At 28.7% G+C, this 21,464-nt stretch carries 23 protein-coding genes; 21 read left to right on the top strand and 2 right to left on the bottom strand.

The genetic code is table 11. The features are described from left to right. Positions 1-669: 669 nt before the first annotated feature. The 3 genes from K0039_RS01170 to K0039_RS01160 all read left to right on the top strand — a co-directional run bounded on the left by K0039_RS01170 (position 670) and on the right by K0039_RS01160 (position 3,524). Positions 670-1,206, top strand: coding sequence for a bifunctional transcriptional activator/DNA repair enzyme AdaA (locus K0039_RS01170; RefSeq protein WP_228103233.1), 537 nt, complete (start codon positions 670-672; stop codon positions 1,204-1,206). A gap of 61 nt (positions 1,207-1,267) precedes the next feature. Next, positions 1,268-1,981, top strand: coding sequence for a (Fe-S)-binding protein (locus K0039_RS01165; RefSeq protein ID WP_228103232.1), 714 nt, complete (start codon positions 1,268-1,270; stop codon positions 1,979-1,981). Between the two features lie 220 nt (positions 1,982-2,201). Next, complete coding sequence (locus K0039_RS01160) at positions 2,202-3,524, top strand: FAD-dependent oxidoreductase (RefSeq protein ID WP_228103231.1); 1,323 nt, start codon at positions 2,202-2,204, stop codon at positions 3,522-3,524. A 378-nt stretch (positions 3,525-3,902) separates the two neighbouring features. Here K0039_RS01160 and K0039_RS01155 read toward each other — a convergent pair whose 3' ends face one another. After that, positions 3,903-4,364: a MarR family winged helix-turn-helix transcriptional regulator gene (locus K0039_RS01155; RefSeq protein WP_228103230.1), complete on the bottom strand. Its 462-nt coding sequence runs from the start codon at positions 4,362-4,364 to the stop codon at positions 3,903-3,905. A 168-nt stretch (positions 4,365-4,532) separates the two neighbouring features. Here K0039_RS01155 and K0039_RS01150 point away from each other — a divergent pair, with 168 nt between their 5' ends. The 3 genes from K0039_RS01150 (at position 4,533) to K0039_RS01140 (ending at position 5,924) form a co-directional block, all read left to right on the top strand. After that, the gene (locus K0039_RS01150; protein WP_228103229.1) at positions 4,533-5,159 is read left to right on the top strand and encodes an FMN-dependent NADH-azoreductase; all 627 of its coding nucleotides are present in this window, start codon (positions 4,533-4,535) and stop codon (positions 5,157-5,159) included. Positions 5,160-5,292: 133 nt separating this feature from the next. Continuing rightward, positions 5,293-5,592, top strand: coding sequence for a (2Fe-2S)-binding protein (locus tag K0039_RS01145; RefSeq protein WP_228103228.1), 300 nt, complete (start codon positions 5,293-5,295; stop codon positions 5,590-5,592). A 104-nt stretch (positions 5,593-5,696) separates the two neighbouring features. Beyond that, on the top strand, positions 5,697-5,924 hold the full coding sequence (locus K0039_RS01140) for a hypothetical protein (RefSeq protein ID WP_228103227.1): 228 nt from the start codon (positions 5,697-5,699) through the stop codon (positions 5,922-5,924). Positions 5,925-6,183: 259 nt separating this feature from the next. Here K0039_RS01140 and K0039_RS01135 read toward each other — a convergent pair whose 3' ends face one another. Further along, positions 6,184-6,549: a hypothetical protein gene (locus K0039_RS01135; RefSeq protein WP_228103226.1), complete on the bottom strand. Its 366-nt coding sequence runs from the start codon at positions 6,547-6,549 to the stop codon at positions 6,184-6,186. Positions 6,550-7,013: 464 nt separating this feature from the next. Here K0039_RS01135 and K0039_RS01130 point away from each other — a divergent pair, with 464 nt between their 5' ends. The 15 genes from K0039_RS01130 (at position 7,014) to K0039_RS01060 (ending at position 21,420) form a co-directional block, all read left to right on the top strand. Beyond that, the gene (locus tag K0039_RS01130; protein ID WP_228103225.1) at positions 7,014-7,364 is read left to right on the top strand and encodes a GIY-YIG nuclease family protein; all 351 of its coding nucleotides are present in this window, start codon (positions 7,014-7,016) and stop codon (positions 7,362-7,364) included. A 301-nt stretch (positions 7,365-7,665) separates the two neighbouring features. Then, entirely contained in the window at positions 7,666-8,214 is a 549-nt protein-coding gene (locus K0039_RS01125; protein WP_228103224.1) for a spore coat protein, read from the top strand. 230 nt (positions 8,215-8,444) lie between these two features. Continuing rightward, positions 8,445-9,704 (top strand): 4Fe-4S dicluster domain-containing protein, encoded by a 1,260-nt coding sequence (locus tag K0039_RS01120; protein ID WP_228103223.1) that lies wholly within the window; start codon positions 8,445-8,447, stop codon positions 9,702-9,704. Between the two features lie 226 nt (positions 9,705-9,930). Beyond that, entirely contained in the window at positions 9,931-10,893 is a 963-nt protein-coding gene (locus K0039_RS01115) for a helix-turn-helix transcriptional regulator (protein ID WP_228103222.1), read from the top strand. Between the two features lie 77 nt (positions 10,894-10,970). Next, on the top strand, positions 10,971-11,606 hold the full coding sequence (locus K0039_RS01110) for a type 1 glutamine amidotransferase family protein (protein ID WP_228103221.1): 636 nt from the start codon (positions 10,971-10,973) through the stop codon (positions 11,604-11,606). 123 nt (positions 11,607-11,729) lie between these two features. Then, on the top strand, positions 11,730-12,143 hold the full coding sequence (locus tag K0039_RS01105) for a MerR family transcriptional regulator (RefSeq protein WP_228103220.1): 414 nt from the start codon (positions 11,730-11,732) through the stop codon (positions 12,141-12,143). Positions 12,144-12,194: 51 nt separating this feature from the next. After that, positions 12,195-12,527 (top strand): hypothetical protein, encoded by a 333-nt coding sequence (locus K0039_RS01100; RefSeq protein ID WP_228103219.1) that lies wholly within the window; start codon positions 12,195-12,197, stop codon positions 12,525-12,527. Positions 12,528-12,643: 116 nt separating this feature from the next. Further along, a complete protein-coding gene (locus tag K0039_RS01095) occupies positions 12,644-14,644 on the top strand; it encodes an FAD-dependent oxidoreductase (protein ID WP_331476643.1) in 2,001 nt (666 codons plus the stop codon). A gap of 329 nt (positions 14,645-14,973) precedes the next feature. Beyond that, positions 14,974-15,702: a hypothetical protein gene (locus K0039_RS01090; protein ID WP_228103218.1), complete on the top strand. Its 729-nt coding sequence runs from the start codon at positions 14,974-14,976 to the stop codon at positions 15,700-15,702. A 114-nt stretch (positions 15,703-15,816) separates the two neighbouring features. Beyond that, entirely contained in the window at positions 15,817-16,626 is an 810-nt protein-coding gene (locus K0039_RS01085) for a hypothetical protein (RefSeq protein ID WP_228103217.1), read from the top strand. A 139-nt stretch (positions 16,627-16,765) separates the two neighbouring features. Continuing rightward, positions 16,766-17,356: a class I SAM-dependent methyltransferase gene (locus K0039_RS01080; RefSeq protein WP_228103216.1), complete on the top strand. Its 591-nt coding sequence runs from the start codon at positions 16,766-16,768 to the stop codon at positions 17,354-17,356. Between the two features lie 72 nt (positions 17,357-17,428). Next, on the top strand, positions 17,429-17,947 hold the full coding sequence (locus K0039_RS01075; protein WP_228103215.1) for an ECF transporter S component: 519 nt from the start codon (positions 17,429-17,431) through the stop codon (positions 17,945-17,947). Positions 17,948-18,084: 137 nt separating this feature from the next. Then, positions 18,085-19,305 (top strand): RtcB family protein, encoded by a 1,221-nt coding sequence (locus K0039_RS01070; protein WP_228103214.1) that lies wholly within the window; start codon positions 18,085-18,087, stop codon positions 19,303-19,305. Positions 19,306-19,325: 20 nt separating this feature from the next. Next, entirely contained in the window at positions 19,326-20,237 is a 912-nt protein-coding gene (locus K0039_RS01065; protein ID WP_228103213.1) for a CPBP family intramembrane glutamic endopeptidase, read from the top strand. A 22-nt stretch (positions 20,238-20,259) separates the two neighbouring features. Next, positions 20,260-21,420 carry a DUF2812 domain-containing protein gene (locus K0039_RS01060; RefSeq protein WP_228103212.1) on the top strand — a complete coding sequence of 387 codons (1,161 nt, stop codon included), beginning with the start codon at positions 20,260-20,262 and terminating at the stop codon, positions 21,418-21,420. Positions 21,421-21,464: the final 44 nt, after the last annotated feature.

The following is a 21,464-nucleotide window of genomic DNA, read 5'->3' as shown; positions in this document are numbered from 1 at the left end:
ATTTGACTTCTTTAGATATTTATAAACCTATAAAATAGTTTCACTAGCGAAATTTTATGCCTATAACAACAACCATATACAAACATTAAAAAGCAATATAACAGATTTTATTAACTATGAATTTAGTAGAGTAAGTTCAAACTCATAATCCCTAAAAATGCTACTTATGTAAAATTATCTATGGAGTTTGGTGGAAAAGTTATAGCTTTTACTTACTATATATCTACGGCTTATTTTTTATAAAATAAATATAGTTTAAATTTTGATAGTAATTTAAGAGATTTGAATACATAGATTAATTGAAATTCACAAAAAAGATGTTGTCATACTAAAATGTAGAGAGACACCCTTTTTACATAAAAAATAAATCCCAAGTTCAAAAGAACTTGGGATTTTGTACGAAATAGGTAACTTAGTATTTGCGTCAGAAGTTGATCTATCAATTGAATTATGATTTATTTTGATTTCTATTTATAATTGAATGTCCAAATTGTAGAAGAAAGTCACATCACAACTATGTTATAATTTTCTCATAGGAGAATGATGTTTTGCACTTTATATATGGAGAAAAATAAATAGAGCATCTGAAAAGTTGTGATAAATTGCTGCTGTTTAAATTTACGGAATGCGCGATTTTGGGCCTAAGAATATTAAAAAGGTGGTGAGAAAATGACCGAGGATGAAATGTGGAAAGCGGTATCGGAAAATGATGATGCCTATGATGGAATATTCTTCTATGCAGTTAAATCCACAGGAATATACTGCCGTCCGTCTTGCAAGTCTAAGCTTCCAAAGAGAGATAATGTTGGTTTCTTTGATACATCAATAGAAGCTCAAGTTGCAGGATTTCGTCCTTGCAAGCGTTGTAGGAGTGATCTTTGTGATTATCAACCAATAAAAGAAATTGCACAAGAAGTGAAAACATTGATAGATGAAATGTGGAATGAGAAGCATATACTTGATAAACAACTCAAAAATATAGGTATAAGTAATAGGCGAATAGTAGATATTTTCAAAGAAGAATATGGAATTACGCTTACTGAGTATATTGCAAATTTACGATTAGAAGAAGTAAAATTTCTTTTAAAAACAACAGATGATGCAATTATTGATATTGCATATTCCATTGGTTTTGGGGGTATATCCTCATTTTACAGTTTTTTTAAAAAAAGGGTTGGAATATCTCCTTGGTATATAGAAGGATAAGTCGTTGTGATGATATGACAAATAACAAAAATTCTAATTTAACTTGAAAGGAAACACAAGTATGAGTAATCAAATGAGTAAGACTATATTGGAAAGTATTAAAATAGAAGATATTGATATGGATAAGTGTTATTTTAATCCGGGTTGTGCCATGAATGTATATAAGCCACATGCAGGAAATGAAATTTTAAAAATATTGAACCAATATTTTGGCACAGTTAAAATGCACAGCCTTTGTTGCCATCATAATCCAGAATTACCACAAGGTTCTACAATTATAAATAATTGCGCGGGTTGCGATAAAAGATTCAGGTCGCTATATGAAGGTATACAAACAATATCTATTTGGGAAATTTTAGACAGTATTGAAAATTTATCATTACCGAATTATTTGGGCCTGGAGGTATCCGTGCAAGACTCATGTGCATATAGACCTAAACCGCAAGTACACAGTGCTGTTAGAAGTCTTTTAAAAAAAATGAACATCAAAGTTATTGATTCAGAATTTAGTAAAACAAAATCTATTTGTTGTGGAGACAGTTATTATCCAACACTACCTATAGGAGAGATACATGAAAAGCAAAAGGAACGTGCTATGCAAATGCCATGCGAAGATGTAGTTGTGTATTGTGTTTCTTGTATTAAATCAATGACAATAGGTGGAAAAACGGCTCATTATATGGTAGATTTGGTATTAAATCAAAAAACAGAGCCTCAAGAATTAAATCTCAAAATATACCATGATGATTTAGAAAAGTATATTGAAGCACATTAAAATTAACTTGCAAAAGATGTCCGGAGGTATGGATCTTCAGCATTGAAATCCGCGAAAACACATTGATTATAATAATTAGTGTGTTTTTTTATTGACTAAAATTAAAAGAAATAATCAATTACAATGTCGAAAAACATCACAAAATGATAAAAATAACATATATATATATATAATACTTATATGTATTATGTTAAATCTAAAAAAATTTTAGGTGATGAAAATGGCAGAAATAATAACTCCTGCAGACGAGTATTATAATCAAGCTAGACTAGTATGGAATAGAGCTATAAATAAATACCCAGAGGAAATCATATACTGTACGTCTATAGAAGATGTCCAAAAAGCTATAGTTTATAGTGTGAAAAAAAAATTAGAAATAAGAGTAAGAGGCGGAGGTCATAATTATCAGGGATTTTCAATAGGAAATGATGTGGCTGTTATAGATATAAGCAATTTAAATAGCATAAAAATAGATTATGAAAAAAGTACTTTCACAGTGCAAAATGGAATCAAACTAGGCCAACTCTATACCTTTCTAAGTGGAATAGGATTCCCATTTCCAGGAGGTGCCTGTCCAACAGTTTGCATAAGTGGACTAGCCTTAGGAGGTGGATGGGGATATTCAAGTAGAAAATACGGACTTACCTGTGATAGTTTATTGGAATTAAAGATGGTAAACTATGAAGGTGAATTAATAACAGCAAATAAATGTACTAATTCAGATTTATTTTGGGCATGTAAAGGTGGAGGAGGAGGTAATTTTGGAGTAGTTGTTGCTATGACATTTAAACTACCTCTAAAAGTAGAGAGAGTAACTAAATTTGAATTTGATATTTCAAATCCAAGTAAATATACTCAAATTGAATTTTTAGATGTTTGGCAGCATTTTATTACTAATGCTGTACCTGAAATCAATATGAGAGGTAGCATATCTAACTCAGCAGCCAATGGAATTAATATAAACTGTAGAGGACTTTTATATGGAACACCAGGTGAATTATATAGATTATTAGAACCATTTAGTAAAATTAAAGGGTTTAAGTTAAAATATAATTATGTTTCTTTCTTACAGGCTGTACTTTTACTAGGTTCTGTATACCCTCAGTATCAATATTTTGAGAGTTATTCAGGATTTGTTAAACAATACTATGATTATTGCACATTACAGAATTTAGTAGAGCTAATAAACCAGCCAAGACCTAGAGGCAGTGAAGAAATTAATTTAAATTTATATGGATTGGGTGGAAAAGTAAGTGAAGTGGGTAAATTTGATACAGCTTTTTATTATAGAGATAGCTTTTATATATTACTCATTGAAACAATATTTAAAAACAATTGTTATAAAGAAATCAATAAAGATTGGATAGAATATAATATTGATGATATTTACTATATTACGGAAGGGTCATATATTAATTTTCCATATTACCCTATTAAAAAATACATGTACGAGTATTATGGTGAAAATAAATATAGACTTGAAGAAGTAAAACATAAATATGATCCTTACAATATATTTAACTTTAAACAAAGTATTAAATAACACATATTTATAACAAAAAAGTCGGTATAAATATATATAATTTAGTAATAAAAAAACTACGTTTCTTTCAACGCCCCCTGTAGAAAAAATTATGTAGAAAAGTGCAAATATAAATGGTGGATATGATTGTTGCGATTCATCTCCACCGTTGAAATCCATGAAAATGAACATAAGTATTTATGTTCATTTTTTTGCATATTTTACCTTTCTCAATAATCTGTTTAGCAACCTGTATTTTAAATTACTTGTTATATTTTTTTACTTTGAATAAAAAAGCCCTCTTAGTACAAGTATTGACTAATTTATATGTCTACTAAAAGTGTGTAAGTTCAGTTTTCTTAGTTAGTGAATGTCTAATTTTATACTGTTACAAACACTTTATGATTTAGAAGATAAATTACCCTTATTTGCACCAGAAACTAATTTTGTTAAATCTTCTTTGAGCATTTGCATTCGTTCAATACCTATATTTTCAATGCAACATTTCTCAATCTCAGCTAGAATTTCTTCTTTTAATTTCATTACTAACAGGCCACGTTCGGTTAAAACAATAATTCGTCCTCTCTTATCAGTGGGATGAGCTTGACGAATTACATATCCACTTTTCTCAAGAGAATCCACCATTTTACTTACAGCTTGTTTTGTAATTCCTAAGTATTCAGCAATCTCTATGCCTGTTGCTCCATTAGGGTTTATGAAACTAAACATAAATCCATGTACAGGTCTAATATCCTTAAATCCTAACTCACTCATTCTTTCGTTTAGTTCATCAATTAATGAACTAAACGATAATGATAGAAGTGATACAAGATTAAATTCACTAAATGTTTGATAATTCATACATGAAACCTCCTCAAATATAGTCAATTAAGTTGACTTTATCTTAATTGTATTGTAATATAAAGAAAAAAGTCAATCAAGTTGACTTTATTTTTATGATTAAATTCTGTTTGTAGTGGGTAAATATATAAATAATATGATAACACTTAGTAGTAGGAGGAAAAGATAATGACAAAAGTTTTATTTGTAAAAGCAAATAATCGTCCATCAGACGAGGCGGTTAGTGTGAAATTATATGATACTTTTTTAGCGAGCTATAAAGAATCACATCCAAATGATACAGTGATAGAGCTTGACTTATATAATGAAGAATTGCCATATATGGGCGTAGATATGATTAATGGTACTTTTAAGGATAGTAGAGGATTTTCTCTAACGGAAAAGGAAGAAAAAGCATTAGCTGTTGCTGATAAATATTTGAATCAATTCCTTGAAGTTGATAAAGTTGTATTTGGTTTCCCGCTTTGGAATTTAACAATTCCAGCTGTACTACATACATATATTGATTACTTAAACCGCGCAGGTAAAACATTTAAATATACATCAGAAGGTCCAGTAGGTCTTCTTGAAAACAAGAAAATTGCATTATTAAATGCAAGAGGTGGTGTATATTCTAAAGGACCAGGTGCTGAAATTGAAATGGCTGTTAAATATGTGGTAAGTATGATGAGATTTTTCGGTGTAAAAGATATAGAAACAGTAGTTATTGAGGGACACAATAAATTCCAAGATAAAGCAAAAGAAATTATTGATGAAGGACTTGAAAATGCTACAAAATTAGCAAGAACATTCTAATTAATAAAATACTAGATTATATTTTATTAAATTAAATATTTAGCTTATAAAATATTAATATATATTTATACTAAATAATAAGAATGTAAAATTAAAATATTGAAGATAAATTTAAATGTTAGGAGAAATACATATGTCACTAGAAATGAATAAATATTTACAAGTTAGAAAGGCTCAAGCACAAGGAGCTAGAACTATTGAAGAGCTTAAAGAAATGTCTGATATAGTTATTGAAAATGAAGGAGAGCTAAAGGAAATAGAATCTCTTATAAAAAATGCATGTAAATGTAAGAATGTATCAATAGATACGATTGTAGAAGCGGTAAAAAATGGATCAGATACTATTGAGAAAGTTCAAGAAGTTACTAAAGCAGGGACAGGATGTGGAAGATGCAAAGGTATTATATCAAATATTATAGAAAATAAAAGATAATGAGTTTTCGATTTTAATATAAATATATAAATTATTTTATTATGATAGTCTATGAGTTTTAAAATAGTATGATTATAGAGTTTCACAAGAAAGAAATAAACTCAATGATGCTTAATGGTTCAAGAATATATGTAGTCCTTGGATATTCTATAATAAAATTAATATTCAAGATATTTAAATCATTAGATATAGCTTTAGAAGCAAAACTTAATTTATCATATGCGATAATCGGTTTTGTTATAATAATTCTTGCATTTGAAGTATCTAAATTTATGTGTGCAAGAAAAATTGATTTGATCGTGAGTATTATCTTCTTAAGATATCAACATTGACGTTTAATTGGAATATTGTAAAGTAGTTAAAATATAGATTTGTTTTATTAAAGTCTAAAATTAGGAGAGTACTTCTGAGCAAATCAGGAATACTCTTTTTTATTATGCAATAATAATATATAAATGAAAAGAAAACAAATTAAAATAAATAACTATTTTAGTATTATTCTAAAATTAGCTATTGTGTATAACTTCTGTATATCCAGATATGTATGATAGTATGAGTAAGATCTAAATAGTATGATTATTTAGATCTTACTCAAATTTTTTTGTGTCTTTTTTTTACTTTTTTTACTTTTTTACCTTTTTTCATTTTATTATTACCTTTTGATCGCAAGGGTACATTAGTATTAGGAAGTGTGGGAAGATTTTGATCATCTTGGTTCTCTGTAGTATTATTTTTATTAAGATCGCTAGTACAAACAGATCTTTGACCAACCCCTAACAGAATATTACTACCTATTGCGACAAATAAATTGCCGACTGTGTTAAGTTCATCATCATCTTGAATTTCTTGATAAATTATAGATGAAATAATGGCGGCTAATACAATAAGTTGATCACCTTGTGAATTACAATTATTATATTCATTATTAGACCTATTAGATTTAACTCGCCTATACATATGACCTCCTAATTTACGTATTATACTGTATAATATGAAAAGTTTGATATGAGTATTACTAGAAGCATTTAGCATACCTACTTACGCTCTATGAATTAGCAAACTTATTAAAAGATAATAGTTGGTATTATTCCCGTGAATCATCTTTACCTCACAAATCCACGAAAAGGTATCGATTGATAGGTCAATACCTTTTTGTTTTCTAGTACAATATATTTATTTCATCCATTTCTCATGATAATTCATATATTCTTGGAATTTTCTAAGAACAATCTCACATGATATCAATTTGTATAACAACCTACACTCCGTAGAATTCAACTCTACGGAGCGTAGGTTGATTAGTATGCTGAAATAGTATAAATTAATAAATGAAGTAATAATATATATGTGTTAATAAATTGAGAAATAGACTCTAAGTAAGAAGGTGTAATACATAATACTAATAAAAGAGGTGATTAATTATGGATAAGTTAAAGAGAAAAGAATTGTTACAACAATATAAAGAAATGAAGCCAGAGATGGGTGTATATATGTTTAAGTCTATAAAAACAGATACTGTTTATTTAGGTTGTGATAAAAACATAAATGCAACAATAAATGGTGATAAATTTAAATTAAAACTTAATAGTCATAAATGTAAAAAACTACAACAAGACTGGAATGAAAATAAAGAAGAGAATTTTGAGATAAAAACAGTAGAGATATTGCCATATGACAAGGACGAAAGTAAAGTAGATTATAGTGAAGAATTAAAAATACTAAGAGAAATGTGTAAAGATAGATTTACAGAAAAAAATGTAGAGGAAATATAAAAATAGAATTTTGATATTGTAGAGTTAAATTTGAATAAAAAAACTAGTAACTGTTAAATGTAAATTAAAGTGGCCTATTTATAGGTCTTTTTTTATGGAGCAAATTGTATTTATTGTTTTTTGGTAAAAAATACATCATTATAAAATCTTATGATAGCCATAAAAAACAAATATTATCATTTTTGTAAATGGATGATGGAAGTTTAAAAAGATTTATAAACTTATATCAAAATTTAATTTGAATATTAGGACATAGTATTGGAAATCATAAAACTGAATTAAAATTTAAGGAGGTATAATTATGAACTTAGCACCGGGAGAATTACATAGCTTGAGTGAATTAATTCTAAGTTGTGTAAACTCTATAACTAATATGGCAATGTTTAGAAACCAAGTTACAGATTTAGAGTTAAAAAACATTATAGAAAGTCAATTTCAAGCACATGTTCAAGACTATAACTTAAAAGTGAGATTTGTAAAAGAAGCTAGTGCTCCATCAGAAAAACTTAATGTTCCAATGTTAAAAAGGACTTTAAATGATTTTACAAAAGCACCTGTTGAAACTATTCCTGTTACACCTAGAGTAAATGTAGAACAATTAAATGATAGAGAGATAGCAACAGGATACCTTCTTACATTAAAAAGAGCTGGAAGAGAATATGCATGGAATGCCATGGAATGTAGCAATCCAGATTTAAGAGAATTTTTAAAAGATGCATTTACAATGTGCTGTAATCACTCTTATGAGGTTTGGCAGTGGATGGTTAGTAAAGGTTATTATCCATTATGCTCAGCTCCTCAAGAAGAAATAGCTAAAATAGGAAATATTTATAATGAAGTTACACAATAATAAAAAGTAGTTATAAAAATAAATATAATATTTACAATTGAAAAATAGATATAATCAAGATGGCTTTACCACTAAAATCGTGGGCGAGCCATTTTTTTATTTAAAACAAGTGATTTGTTAATATATAAATCTCATATATTATTATAAAAAATCAGTAATAGTTACATAATGTAAAATGAGATTATTTGTTTTATACAATAATTTAGATAATAAATAAAAGGGTGATATAGGTGTCGCATATAAGTTCAAAGAATGGATATAAAAGTTTAGAGGAGAGATTAAATAGATTTCCCCAAGGGGCTCCTCCTTCAAAAACTTTGTACAAAATACTAGCTATGTTGTTTACAGAAAAAGAAGCGGAATTAGTCGCTCAATTACCAATTAAAGCTTTTAGGGTAAAAACGGCCGCTAATATATGGAGCGTAAGTGAAAGTGAAGCATTAAAAGTCCTTGATACACTTGCTAGCAGAGCAATTTTATTAGATCTAGAAGATGATAAGGGAAAACAATATATACTTCCTCCTCCAATGGCTGGATTTATAGAGTTCGCTTTGATGAGAACTAGTAATGATATTGATCAAAAGCTTTTAGCAGAACTTTATTATCAATATCTAAATGTTGAAGAGGATTTTATAAAGGACTTATTTTATTCAGCAGAAACAAAATTGGGGAGAGTTTTTGTTCAAGAAGAAGTATTAAGTAATGATAATGAAGTAACTATATTAGATTATGAAAGAGCTACTCACATAATAGAAGAAGCAGAACATATAGGAGTAGGAATGTGTTATTGCAGGCATAAAATGAAACATGTGGGCAAAGGATGTGATGCTCCCATGGATATATGTATGACTTTTAATGGAACGGCAAATTCTTTAATAAAATACAATTATGCAAGACGAATAGATGCTTCTGAGTGTAAAGAATTATTACATGAAGCATATGAACACAATTTAGTCCAATGTGGTGAAAATGTAAGACAGGGAGTAAGCTTTATATGTAACTGCTGTGGATGTTGTTGTGAAGCATTATTAGCAGCTAGAAAATTTGGTAATATGCATCCAGTAGCAACAACTAGCTTCATACCAAATATTAATTATGATTCTTGTGTAGGCTGTGGAAAATGTGTAAAAGCATGTCCTATAGGAGCAATAAGTAAGACAAAAGAAAATAATAAAAATACAATTAAGATTAATGAGGAAGTTTGTTTAGGATGCGGAGTTTGTGCTAGAAATTGCCCTAAAAATAGCATTATACTTTTGAAAAGAAAAGAAAAAATAATAACTCCTGCAAATTCAGTACATAGAGTCGTTATAATGGCCATAGAAAAAGGACAATTACAAGAACTTATATTTGACAATAAAGCATTAAGTAGCCATAGGGCAATGGCAGCCATACTATCTGCAATACTAAAATTACCTCCAGCCAAGAGAGCTTTGGCAAATGAACAAGTTAAATCAATATACTTAGAACGATTATTAAATATTAAGTAGTAGATTACTTGTTATATTTAAATATGAAATTCAGTTTATTGACAATATGGAATTTATGGAATATAGTTGATATTATCAAAATGGTAGAGGGTTACGGTAGTATATATCTTTACCATGAAAATACATTGATAAATTTATCAATGTATTTTTTTATGTAAGTAGAAAGGAGAAAATAAATTTATAAATTCTATAATAATTTTGTATAGTGTAAAAGAGGTGAAATGCTATGGCTAAAATTGATAATATGATGTCAATTTTGTGGATGTTAAGTTCAGATAAAAAGGTGACTGCAAAAGAAATATCTGAAAAACTAGAAATTAATATAAGGACCGTTTATCGTTATATGGATACACTTTGTGCCAGTGGTGTGCCTATTATTTCTGATGCAGGTCATAATGGTGGGTATTCATTATTGAATAATTTTGTTGAAGCACCTCTCTTTTTTCATACTGAGGAGCAAACGGCATTACTTCATGCAGCTATGCTTGCAAAAGAAGCTGGGTATTTTTTTAATGGGGAATTAGATAAGGCAATGTCAAAGATAAAAATGTATTCAAATCAAGAACAAGAAAAAGTTATAAAGCAACATTTAGCAGGATTTGAAGTAATAAAACCAATTGGAAAATTATCTGTGGAGTCATTGCTAAAAAGACTTGAGCATAACATAGTAAATAAATTATCAGTAGAGATTAAGTATCGCACAGGGAATGAAGAAAAATCAAAAGAAAGACTTATTGATCCTTATGGGATTGTTTACTGGAATAACAATTGGTATTTAATAGGGTTTTGTCATTTGAGGAATGAAATTCGTAATTTTAGAGTGGATAGAATTATTAGTACTATAAATACAGAAAATACTTTTAATCCTCCAGAATCATTTTCTCCTAGTAAATTTTTTATGAAAACATTACTGGAGTATAAAGAAGATAAGCAAGGCCTTATGCCTTTAATTATAGGAGGAAGAGCAAATGCTTTGGATAACTTATGTCAGAACTGGTTTTTAGCACATCATATTAAAGAAAGAAATTCAAATCAAGTAATTTTTTTACTTCAAGAAGAAGTGATTTATAAATATGTACCTAATTTAATTATACCTTATGGAAAGTCTATTCAGATAATTGAACCCCTAAATTTAAAGGAAAAAATGATTGAAGCTCTAGAGGAGTTAATAGAATATTATCAAGTTTAATAACTTTACTGACACAATATGTCAGTGAAGATATTTTATAATGAGTCAAAACAATTAACTTAAAAGGAGTGGAGATTATGAAAACTAAAAAAGCGTATCTTTACGTATTTGACACTATGTCAGATTGGGAAGTGGGATATTTGACTGCAGAACTAAATACGGGAAGGTATTTTAAAAAAGGAGTAGATCCATTGAAGGTAATTACAGTGGGAATTGATAAAAATCCTATAACAACAATGGGTGGATTGCAAATCATACCAGAAATTTATATAGATGAATGCAATTTTCATAGTGAAGATGTTTTAATTTTACCAGGAGGAGAAACTTGGACATCAGTAATTCATGAACCCGTACTAGAAAAGGCAAAAGAAGCTTTGGAAAAAGGAACTGTAGTTGCGGCAATTTGTGGTGCAACCATAGGACTTGCAAAGAAGGGATTATTAGACTCATCATATCATACAAGTAATGACTTGGAATATCTTAAAATGATAGTACCTAATTATCCTGGCGAAAAATATTATAAGAGGGAAGTTGCAGTAAATGATAAAAATTTAGTTACAGCCTCAGGTATAGCTCCCTTAGAATTTACAGTTGAGGTATTAAGATTACTAGATGTTTTTAAACCAGAAGTATTAAATTTATGGTTAAATCTTTATAAGACTCATGAATCAATATATTTCTTTGAGTTAATGAACCAGATGAAAAATGACTAAAAATAGATTAAAATTCCTTTTTATACCATATATTAGATGTGATAAAATAAGTATGTGACTTGATTAATAGTCTAATGGATAAAAATACATAAAGTAACTTTAGGTAGAAAGGAAATTTTTAAAATGAAGTATAGTATAACCGATTTAGCTGAGTTATTAGGAGTTACAACAAGTGCTATTAGATATTTTGAAAAAGAAAGTTTGATTAAAGTTAATAAAGAAATAAACGGTAATCGTTATTATAATGTGGTTGATGTATTTCGTCTTTTATCTTATACCAAATATAAGAACATGGAAATTCCTATGAAGATGATTGTTAAACAGTTCAGTGGAGAGGAAAACAATCGTCTGATTATTAAGGAGAGGATGGAAGAATTCAAAAATCAAGCATATGAAAAAGCTAGGTATTATCAAGGGTTGGCAGAAGCAATGGAAGAAAATATGAATAGTATTTATCTTATTGATGAATTATTAGATAAATATGAATTTGCTAAGTCACCACAAATATTACTTTTTTATGATGAGGAATGTGGTTGAATCTCAAAAAATAGAGAATCACAGAAAGTAGTCCATCAATGGGTAAAAGCAATGCCAACAGTACAATTAGCAGTTATAAAACATATGAAAAACAACTGTAGCAACTTTGGATATATTGTTTTAGAGGACAAAGTAAATGAGCTAAATTTGCCAATGAATCTAAATGTTAAAATACTAGAAAGTACTTCTTGTTTACATACAATACAAAAGGTAGATGACGAGTTAACCTTAAATCCAGATGTGGTTTTTGTGAAAGGACTGAACTATGCAAAGTCTAGAGGATTGGAAATAGCAGGAGATATTATAGGAAAAATTTTAATTGTAGAGGTGGAGAAACCTGCTAAATTACATACGTACATTGAGCTATGGATACCTATAGAATAATATACTTTAATAAAAAATTAACAAAAACCCTTGCAGATAAAGTTACTTCATATTCTATACTGAATGTTAGATAGTGATTCACTACAAAAATAAATTTAGTATTAGGGGAGGATAATATGATGCAAGAAAAGTATAAAGTTTTATTTGAGCCAATTAAAATCGGTAAGTTGGAGATAAAAAATAGATTTGTACTAGCTCCAATGGGGCCAGGGGGATTGTGTAATCCTGACGGGAGTTTCAATGAAAGAGGAGAAGAGTTCTATGTAGAACGTGCAAAAGGTGGAACTGGCTTAATCATGACTGGGGTAACTATGGTTGAGAATGATATTGAAAAATGTGCACTACCATCTATGCCTTGTCCTACTATTAATCCACTTAGTTTTATTACTAGAGGAAAGGCTATGACAGAACGTGTTCATGCTTATGGTTCTAAAATATTTTTACAACTATCTGGAGGTTTTGGACGTGTTAGTATTCCATCTATAGTAGGAGATGTAGCAGTAGCACCTTCACCAATACCTCATAGATTTTTAAAAGGTGTAACATGTCGTGAGTTAACAAATGCTGAAGTAAAAGAATATGTAAGAAAGTTTGGGGAATCAGCAGAAATTGCAAAAAAAGCAGGATTTGACGGTGTAGAAATTCATGCTGTTCATGAAGGATATCTAATTGATCAATTTGCAATTGCATTATTTAATAATAGAACTGATGAATATGGTGGAAGCTTAGAAAATCGTTTACGCTTTGCATGTGAAATTGTACAAGAGATTAAAAAGAGATGTGGAGAAGATTTCCCAGTATCTTTAAGATATAGTATTAAAAGTTTTATAAAAGATTGGTGTAAGGGCGGACTACCAAATGAAGAGTTCCAAGAGATGGGACGTGATATTCCAGAAGGAATTGAAGCAGCTAAAATATTAGTTGATGCAGGTTACGATGCACTAAATGCAGATGTAGGATCATATGACTCATGGTACTGGAGTCATCCACCTATGTATCAAGAAAAGGGATTATATTTACCTTACAATGAAATACTTAAAAACAATGTAAATGTCCCTATAATTAGTGCAGGAAGAATGGAAGATCCAGATTTAGCTAGTGAAGCTATAGTAGCAGGAAAAACTGATATGATAGGTCTTGCTAGACCATTACTTGCAGATGCAGAAATACCAAATAAAATATTAGTAGATGATTACAAAAGTGTTCGTCCTTGTCTTTCTTGCCAAGAAGGCTGTATGGGAAGATTACAGACTTATGCAAATATATCATGTGCAGTTAACCCAGCTTGTGGAAGAGAAAAAGAGCTAGAAATTAAAAAGGCAGATGAAAAGAAAAAAGTACTTATTATAGGTGGTGGAGTTGCAGGATGTGAAGCTGCAAGGGTATTAGCACTAAGAGGTCATAATGTGGTACTTATAGAAAAATCTGAAAGATTAGGCGGAAATTTAATTCCAGCAGGAGCACCAGATTTCAAAGAAGACGATCTTGCTCTTGTGAAGTGGTATGAATTAGAACTTGAAAAACTTGGAGTAAAAATAGATTTTAAAACCTGTGCTACAGCAGAAACTGTTAAAAAATACGAAGCTGATACAGTAATTATTGCAACAGGATCTAGACCAAGAAAATTATCTATAGAAGGACCTAAAAAGGTATTTACAGCTGAGGAAGTATTACTTAAAAAGGAGGATGTAGGACAGTCTACTATAGTTATAGGTGGTGGTTTAGTAGGATGTGAAACTGCCCTATGGTTAAAGGATCAAGGAAAAGATGTAACTATTGTTGAAATGATGGATGATATCTTGAAAGTTGGAGGTCCTTTATGTCATGCAAATCATGATATGTTGAAAGACTTAGTTGAGTTTAAGAAAATTAATGTAAAATGTGGCGCTAAAATTATAAAATCAGTAGAAGAAGGTTTTGTAATTGAAGTCCATGGAAAAGAAGAAGTAATAAAATCAGATTCAGCAATACTTGCTATAGGATATAATTCAGAAAAATCATTATATGATGAAATCAAGTTCTTACACCCAAGAGTAAGAATGATTGGCGATGCTAATAAAGTACAAAATATTATGTACGCTATCTGGGATGCATATGAAGTAGCAAGAAATATTTAATAATATTAGAAATAATTAAAGATCAAAGTAGTTACTAAAAAATATTTGTTAGTAACTACTTTTTTTATTTGAAAATAAATTAAGCTTAAGATATTGAAAGAATATAATTGTTTACCATTTATTTACATTGATTATTAGTTTGATATAATTGGTTTTGGAAGAGGGGGGACTAACATGCAATTAAATGAAAGAATAACTAAAGTTTTTGCATTAGTTCTTTCATTAACAATAATAACATCATCATTTAGTGAAACAGCTAATTCAATAGAATCAGGGAAAACATAAAATGACAGTAATGATAAGTTTTATAGAATGAATTTATTGAAGGGATGAAAATAGAAATGTTTAAGAAAAAAATAGGTTTAATTTTGATTTTAGCTACTTTAGGTATATCAACAATTGTATTTGTATTTGCAAATAAAAATGATAATGAAAAAATAACTAAAAGCCCTGAGGTATCTAATGAAAAAAAGTCAGAAAAAAAATCACCTAAAAATTTAGAGGATTTGAGTATTAAAGAATTAACAGAAATTAGAGATAATGAAATTGATAAAAATTTAGAAAAACTTAAAGAATTGGATATTGATGACGATACAATTAAAGAGCGTAAACATTATATTTTAGATCCTGATTGGGATTTTGGACTAGTTGGACACATAAACCTCAGATATAAAGATTTAACAGAAAAAGATAAATTAATAAGAGAAATTCAGCTTGTTAGATATGTAAATGATAGTAATGAAACAATGGATGCTTCAGGTGCATATTTTAAAGCAACAAATGAAGACTATCAAATAAGTAGTTACCTTTCAAAACATGGACGAAGTGGAAGCTTTGTATCATATGATAATATGAGGTTTTTAATTCAACACATAGATGAATTATGTAAATATATTGACTTTGAGAGTTATGAAATGGTTGACATTCTTAATCCGGATCATTCCGAAAGTTTTTCAAATGATCAGAAGAAATCCTTAAATGAAGAATGGAAAAAGGTCTATTCAAAGGAAAATCTTAATCCAAAGCTTAAAAATCAAATAAAAAGTATTATAAAATAGAAATGTATATTAAAAAATTAAAAAAACAATTAGTTATAAACCTTTATGGAAAAATAATCTATATTTTGATATAATTACAATGTCAAAATATAGATACAAAGTGAGGGATACAAAATGAAAAAGAAATTAATATCAGTATGCATATTAAGTATGTTTTTACTAGTGGGGTGTAAAAGTGATGCAGCTTACAATGAAGCCATAGAGTTGGGTAACGAGGCTTTGAAAAACAAAAAATATGAAGATGCCATAACCGAGTTTGAAAAGGCATTGGAAGAAAAAAAAGATGACAAGGTGGCAACTGATTTATACAATCAAAGTGAGAAATATGTTAAAGCTTTAAAATCTCTTGAAGAACGTGAATTTGATCAATCATTAGAACTTTTAGATGAAGTTATAAATTATGAAAATGGATCTGATATTTTAATTCAAGAAGCTAAAACTTTAAAAGAGCAAGTTAAAAAAGACAAGGAATTAAATGAGAAAATTGATAAATTAACGAAATCATCTCAAGATTATTTTTCTAATAAAAATTACTCAAAAGCAATAAAAGATATTGATAAAGCTTTAGAACTTATAAAAGACAATAAGTCTTATGATTCACAAAAAGAAACTTTAACAAATATAAAAGAAGATTGTGAAGATGCCATAGCAAAAATGGTTAAAGAAGAAGAGAAGAGAATACAAGAGGTAGTTAAAAAGAAAGAAAAAAGTTTAAATAGTGCTGGAATTTCTGAAGATAAGGCAAAAAAAATACTTGCAAATTATTTTAGAAAAGAAATTGGTCATGCCCCAAACACAATTGAAGTATATGAAGTAATAGGAAATAGATATCATATGACTGCTGATAACTACGATGACAATGGAATGAGAGAGACTTATGGATGGTGGTATGTAGACAAGTCTACAGGAGAAGTATCTAGATAATTGCTACTATTTAATAATAAATGTGTAAAATTAATGAAAAATTAATTAAAGTGTGTTACAATTATGTCAATAAAATAATTTGAAACGAAGCCATGAAGGTTTTTTACCTTCATGGCTTTTTTTGTTAGGGGGGAATATTTTGGGACAAGCAGATTTTTTTAATTCTGTAGCTAAAAAATGGGACAATATGATTAATATAGATGAATCTAAAATTAATTATTTATTGGACAAGCTTAAAATTCAAGAAGGCGATGAGATTCTGGACATAGGTACTGGAACGGGAGTTTTAATACCATTTTTAAATGAAAGAGTATGTACAGGAAGAATCAAAGGTGTAGATATTTCTGAAGGAATGTTAGAAGTTGCTAAAAGTAAATTTAATCATTTGAGTAATGTCAATTTTGACCTAGTAAATGTTGAAAAGGAAGATTTGAAACATAAATATGACAAAATAATTTTATACTCCATGTATCCTCATTTAGAGAATAAAACACAAACTATTTCAAATCTTGTAAAAGATAGTTTAAAAGAAGATGGAATATTAATGATTGCACATTCAGATAGTAGAGAGTTTTTAAATAATCTTCATAGTAGTGCTGATGAAAGAGTACATGAATCAATATTAATGGAAATAAATGAGCAAAAAAATGTTTTTATTAATGCTGGACTAAAGGTAACTGAAGCCTTTGAAAATGATGAGATGTACTATGTAGTTATAGAAAAGAATTAAAAAACTTAAAGGAACTATCAAGGGAATTATATTTATTTAAATTTGTAATTAATAAACAGGGGGATTTATTTTATGAAAACAAAAAAATTAATATTATCAGGATTTTTTATTGCATGTGGTATTGTTTTACCAATGGTGTTTCACATGTTTAGCATGGGAGGGCCTATATTTTTACCAATGCATATTCCAGTTTTAATAGCAGGATATTTCTTGGGACCTATATATGGAGCCGGTGTGGGAATAATTACTCCAGTCCTTAGTGGACTATTAACAGGTATGCCGCCTTTAGTTCCGGTTATGCCAATTATGGCTTTTGAACTTTGTGGATATGGATTAATCTCAGGATTAGTATTTAGTAAAACAAATAAAGTTTATTTATCTCTAGTTTCTGCCATGATAGTGGGAAGATTATTTGCCATTGCAGGAGCATATGCAGTATCTTTGACTTTGGCACCTAAAATAAACCCAATTATGTATGTAGTTGGCGGTTTAACTAATGCCATACCAGGCATGCTAATACAATTGATATTTATACCAACATTAATCAAATTATTAATGAATAATAAAGAAATATCTAAAGCAATAGCTTAAATTAAATAATTATACTTTCATATAAAATAAGTAAATTTGCCATTGAAAAATCAATGGCATTTTATTTGTAAAAAATTCACAATTATAAAAATAAAAATGATAAGATAATATTACAACATAAAAAGGGTGTGATAAGGATGATAGAAGTAAGGGGAGAATACAACTCGGCTAAAATATTTGCTGATAAGATTGATGAAAAATCAAGGGAGCAAATAGAAGAGCTTTGTGACCAAGAATTTGTTAAAAATGGCAAAATAAGAATAATGCCAGATGCTCATGCAGGTGCAGGATGTGTTATTGGATTTACTGCTAAGCTTGGGGACATGGTCATACCTAACATAGTAGGTGTGGACATTGGGTGTGGAATGTTTACTGTAGAACTAGGGGAAATGGAATTTCCTTTAGATGAACTAGATAATATTATTAATCAATATGTACCTTCTGGTAAAAATGTTCACGAAGGTAAAAAATATAACTTTACTAAATTACAAGATCTATACTGTTATAGAGAATTGAAACAAAGCAAATGGATAGAAAGAAGTATAGGAACTTTAGGTGGGGGGAACCACTTTATTGAGGTTGATGAAGATAAGAACAAAAACAAATATTTAGTAATACATTCTGGTAGTAGAAATTTAGGAAAACAAGTTGCAGAATACTATCAAAGTTTAGCAATAGAGTTATGTAGTGGTAAAGAAAAGTTTTATGAAGAAAAAGAAGAATTAATAAAGACATTTAAGGAACAAGGAAGAAGAAAAGAAATTCAAAATGAATTGAAAAAGTTAATAAAAAAATATGCAGATTTAAAACCGAAATATCCTAAAGACTTATGTTTTTTAAGTGGAAAATATAGAGAAGAATATTTACATGATATGAAAATTTGTCAGGAGTATGCTGAAATAAATAGAGAGGTCATGGCAGATATAATTTTAAATAAATTGATAAATAAAAGTGTTGATGATTTTAGTCACTTCCATACAACTCACAATTATATAAATTTTAAAGATAATATAATAAGGAAGGGTAGCATATCATCTTATGAAGGAGAAAAGCTACTTATCCCAATAAATATGAGAGATGGAAGTATACTTGCCATAGGAAAAGGGAATGAAGATTGGAACTTTTCAGCACCTCATGGAGCTGGAAGACTTATGAGTAGAACAGAAGCAAAGGCAAAGTTAAATATTAATGACTTTGAGAACACTATGAAAGATATTTGGACTACTTCTGTATGTGAAGGGACAATAGATGAAGCACCAATGGCATATAAACCTATAGAGGATATTTTAAAATTTGTTGGTGATACGGTAGATATAATTGATGTAATCAAACCAATATATAATTTCAAATCGAAATAGAAATGCCTTAGGGGGATACTATGTATTCAAAAAAAGAAGATCTTGTTACTTTAGCCAAAGGAAGTAAAAAGTTGCCTAATTTTATTTGGGCAACAATTTTGGCTTTTTTATTTATGACTGGAGGTCAAATTATTGGTGGAATTTGCATAATTCCATTGTATATAATTTTATCTTTCTCAGAGAGTCTATCATCAAATCTAAAGATATTAGAACTATTTATTCAATTAGGCTCATTTATATTTATATCACTTCTAGTTTTTATAAGAGTTAAATATATTGAAAAAAGGAGTATTTCGACCCTTGGATTTAGCAAAGATAGTTGGCTTAAAAAATACATAAAAGGTTTCATAATTGGTCTTGTTATGATGTCTATTGTGGTTTTAATACTGTATTTATTTGGATGTATTTCAGTGGAAAAAAATCCTAGTCAGCCTGTTGGCATGTCTGCACTTGGTGGTGTAATGTTCATATTAATTGGTTGGATTATTCAAGGTGGAACGGAAGAAATAGTAACTAGAGGTTGGCTAATGAACGTTTTAGCTGCTAGATATAATAAAGCTTTTGCATTAATTCTTTCTTCTACCATATTTGGATTTATGCATTTATTCAATCCTGATGTTAACTACATAGCAGTAATAAATATTATTTTAGTAGGACTTTTTTATGGTATTTATGTTACAAAAACTAATGATCTTTGGGCAGTTTGTGGTATGCATTCAGCATGGAATTTTGCTCAAGGTAATATATTTGGATTTGAAGTCAGCGGACTAAATTTGGGTGTTTCTAGTATTGTTGATTTAAATTTAGTGGGAAGTGATGTTATTAGTGGTGGATCCTTTGGGCCAGAAGCCGGACTTATAGCTACCTTTGTTTTGATTTCTTCTATAGCTATAGTTTTTATACTTGATAAGAAAGGATGTTTTACCAAGTAGGAAAATAGGAGGGGAATTCATTTTGATTGGGAAAAACAAAATGAAAAAATATAATTATTTTGATATTTTAGATGTAGAATTTTTAGAAGAATATTTAAGTGAAAAAGCACAAAATGGATGGATGATAAAGAAAATAAGTGCTATGTATTTGACTTTTGAAAAAATAGAGCCTAAGTTGATAAATTTCTTTGTAGATAACACAAAACATGAAATGGTAAAGAATCAATATGCTTTAAAATCAGACTATGTAAATTTATATAAAGAATCAAATTTAGAGTATATATGTGGTAATGAAACTTTTCAAATATTTATAAATAATTCTGAGACTAAAAATTTTCCACGACAAGAATTGAAATTTAGAAATGTATTTAAAGAATATTATTATTGTATCTTTGGTTTAATTATCTTAGCTATAAATATATATATAATATGTTTAACTAAAGTAGGAGTAATAGCTTTACTAACAAGTAAGAGTACCATATTTTTTGTTATTTCATTTATATTACTTATAATTTTAAATGTTATTTCTTTTATTATTAAGTTTAAAAAATATAAAGTTGTTGTTAAAAATAAGGACTTGGATTTAAATGTCAAAAAGAATTTTAAACAAAAATGTTTAGTTAAAAAAATAGGAACTTTTATTACAGCTTTTTTAATTATTACTGGATTTGCTGCAATAATCAGTGATTCGGATTCCTTAAATAACACTGCAAAGGATGAGATACCATTATCTTTGGAAGATTTTGATCAAAGTATTACAGGGAAAAGAGAAACTCATAAAAATTATTCTTCATCACCTTTGGGAACCTATGTAGATTGTTCTGATGATATTTATACAGAAGATAAAAAGAAAACTTATGATGAAGAGACAAACAGTTATGATTATGAGTACGAACAAGACTCTAAAGGGGAACTTTATTATACAGTAGTTAAAAGTAAATATGATAAAATTTTAGAAATAGCATTAGAAAGTACTTTAAACGAATATACTGAGTTTGTTAGTGATTATAAAAAAGATGAAATAGAAGCAAAAAAATGGGGAGCCAAGGAAGTATATGTTTCACACATTTCAGAGACAAAAGTAATTGTTTATGATAATGCTATTATTACTTTTAGTATCTCACAGTTGAAATATAACAAAGATGATATAGAAATGATTAAGGAAAAACTTTTAAATAATTAATAACTTAAAAAAGCTACTGATTTAAAGTCAGTAGCTTTTGTAGT

Source organism: Terrisporobacter mayombei, from assembly GCF_020748465.1.
GTDB classification, from domain to species: domain Bacteria; phylum Bacillota; class Clostridia; order Peptostreptococcales; family Peptostreptococcaceae; genus Terrisporobacter; species Terrisporobacter mayombei.
Note: the sequence above shows the minus strand (reverse complement) of the source record. Positions and strands in the feature narration are given on the sequence as shown.

Coding starts and splice junctions, on each gene's coding strand:
- K0039_RS01065 (WP_228103213.1), top strand. CDS start 19,326: ATGTATTCAAAAAAAGAAGATCTTGTTACTTTAGCCAAAGGAAGTAAA.
- K0039_RS01105 (WP_228103220.1), top strand. CDS start 11,730: ATGAAGTATAGTATAACCGATTTAGCTGAGTTATTAGGAGTTACAACA.
- K0039_RS01150 (WP_228103229.1), top strand. CDS start 4,533: ATGACAAAAGTTTTATTTGTAAAAGCAAATAATCGTCCATCAGACGAG.
- K0039_RS01155 (WP_228103230.1), bottom strand. CDS start 4,364: ATGAATTATCAAACATTTAGTGAATTTAATCTTGTATCACTTCTATCA.
- K0039_RS01115 (WP_228103222.1), top strand. CDS start 9,931: ATGGCTAAAATTGATAATATGATGTCAATTTTGTGGATGTTAAGTTCA.
- K0039_RS01160 (WP_228103231.1), top strand. CDS start 2,202: ATGGCAGAAATAATAACTCCTGCAGACGAGTATTATAATCAAGCTAGA.
- K0039_RS01110 (WP_228103221.1), top strand. CDS start 10,971: ATGAAAACTAAAAAAGCGTATCTTTACGTATTTGACACTATGTCAGAT.
- K0039_RS01135 (WP_228103226.1), bottom strand. CDS start 6,549: ATGTATAGGCGAGTTAAATCTAATAGGTCTAATAATGAATATAATAAT.
- K0039_RS01085 (WP_228103217.1), top strand. CDS start 15,817: ATGAAAAAGAAATTAATATCAGTATGCATATTAAGTATGTTTTTACTA.
- K0039_RS01090 (WP_228103218.1), top strand. CDS start 14,974: ATGAAAATAGAAATGTTTAAGAAAAAAATAGGTTTAATTTTGATTTTA.
- K0039_RS01125 (WP_228103224.1), top strand. CDS start 7,666: ATGAACTTAGCACCGGGAGAATTACATAGCTTGAGTGAATTAATTCTA.
- K0039_RS01100 (WP_228103219.1), top strand. CDS start 12,195: ATGCCAACAGTACAATTAGCAGTTATAAAACATATGAAAAACAACTGT.
- K0039_RS01095 (WP_331476643.1), top strand. CDS start 12,644: ATGATGCAAGAAAAGTATAAAGTTTTATTTGAGCCAATTAAAATCGGT.
- K0039_RS01075 (WP_228103215.1), top strand. CDS start 17,429: ATGAAAACAAAAAAATTAATATTATCAGGATTTTTTATTGCATGTGGT.
- K0039_RS01130 (WP_228103225.1), top strand. CDS start 7,014: ATGGATAAGTTAAAGAGAAAAGAATTGTTACAACAATATAAAGAAATG.
- K0039_RS01165 (WP_228103232.1), top strand. CDS start 1,268: ATGAGTAATCAAATGAGTAAGACTATATTGGAAAGTATTAAAATAGAA.
- K0039_RS01145 (WP_228103228.1), top strand. CDS start 5,293: ATGTCACTAGAAATGAATAAATATTTACAAGTTAGAAAGGCTCAAGCA.
- K0039_RS01170 (WP_228103233.1), top strand. CDS start 670: ATGACCGAGGATGAAATGTGGAAAGCGGTATCGGAAAATGATGATGCC.
- K0039_RS01140 (WP_228103227.1), top strand. CDS start 5,697: ATGATGCTTAATGGTTCAAGAATATATGTAGTCCTTGGATATTCTATA.
- K0039_RS01070 (WP_228103214.1), top strand. CDS start 18,085: ATGATAGAAGTAAGGGGAGAATACAACTCGGCTAAAATATTTGCTGAT.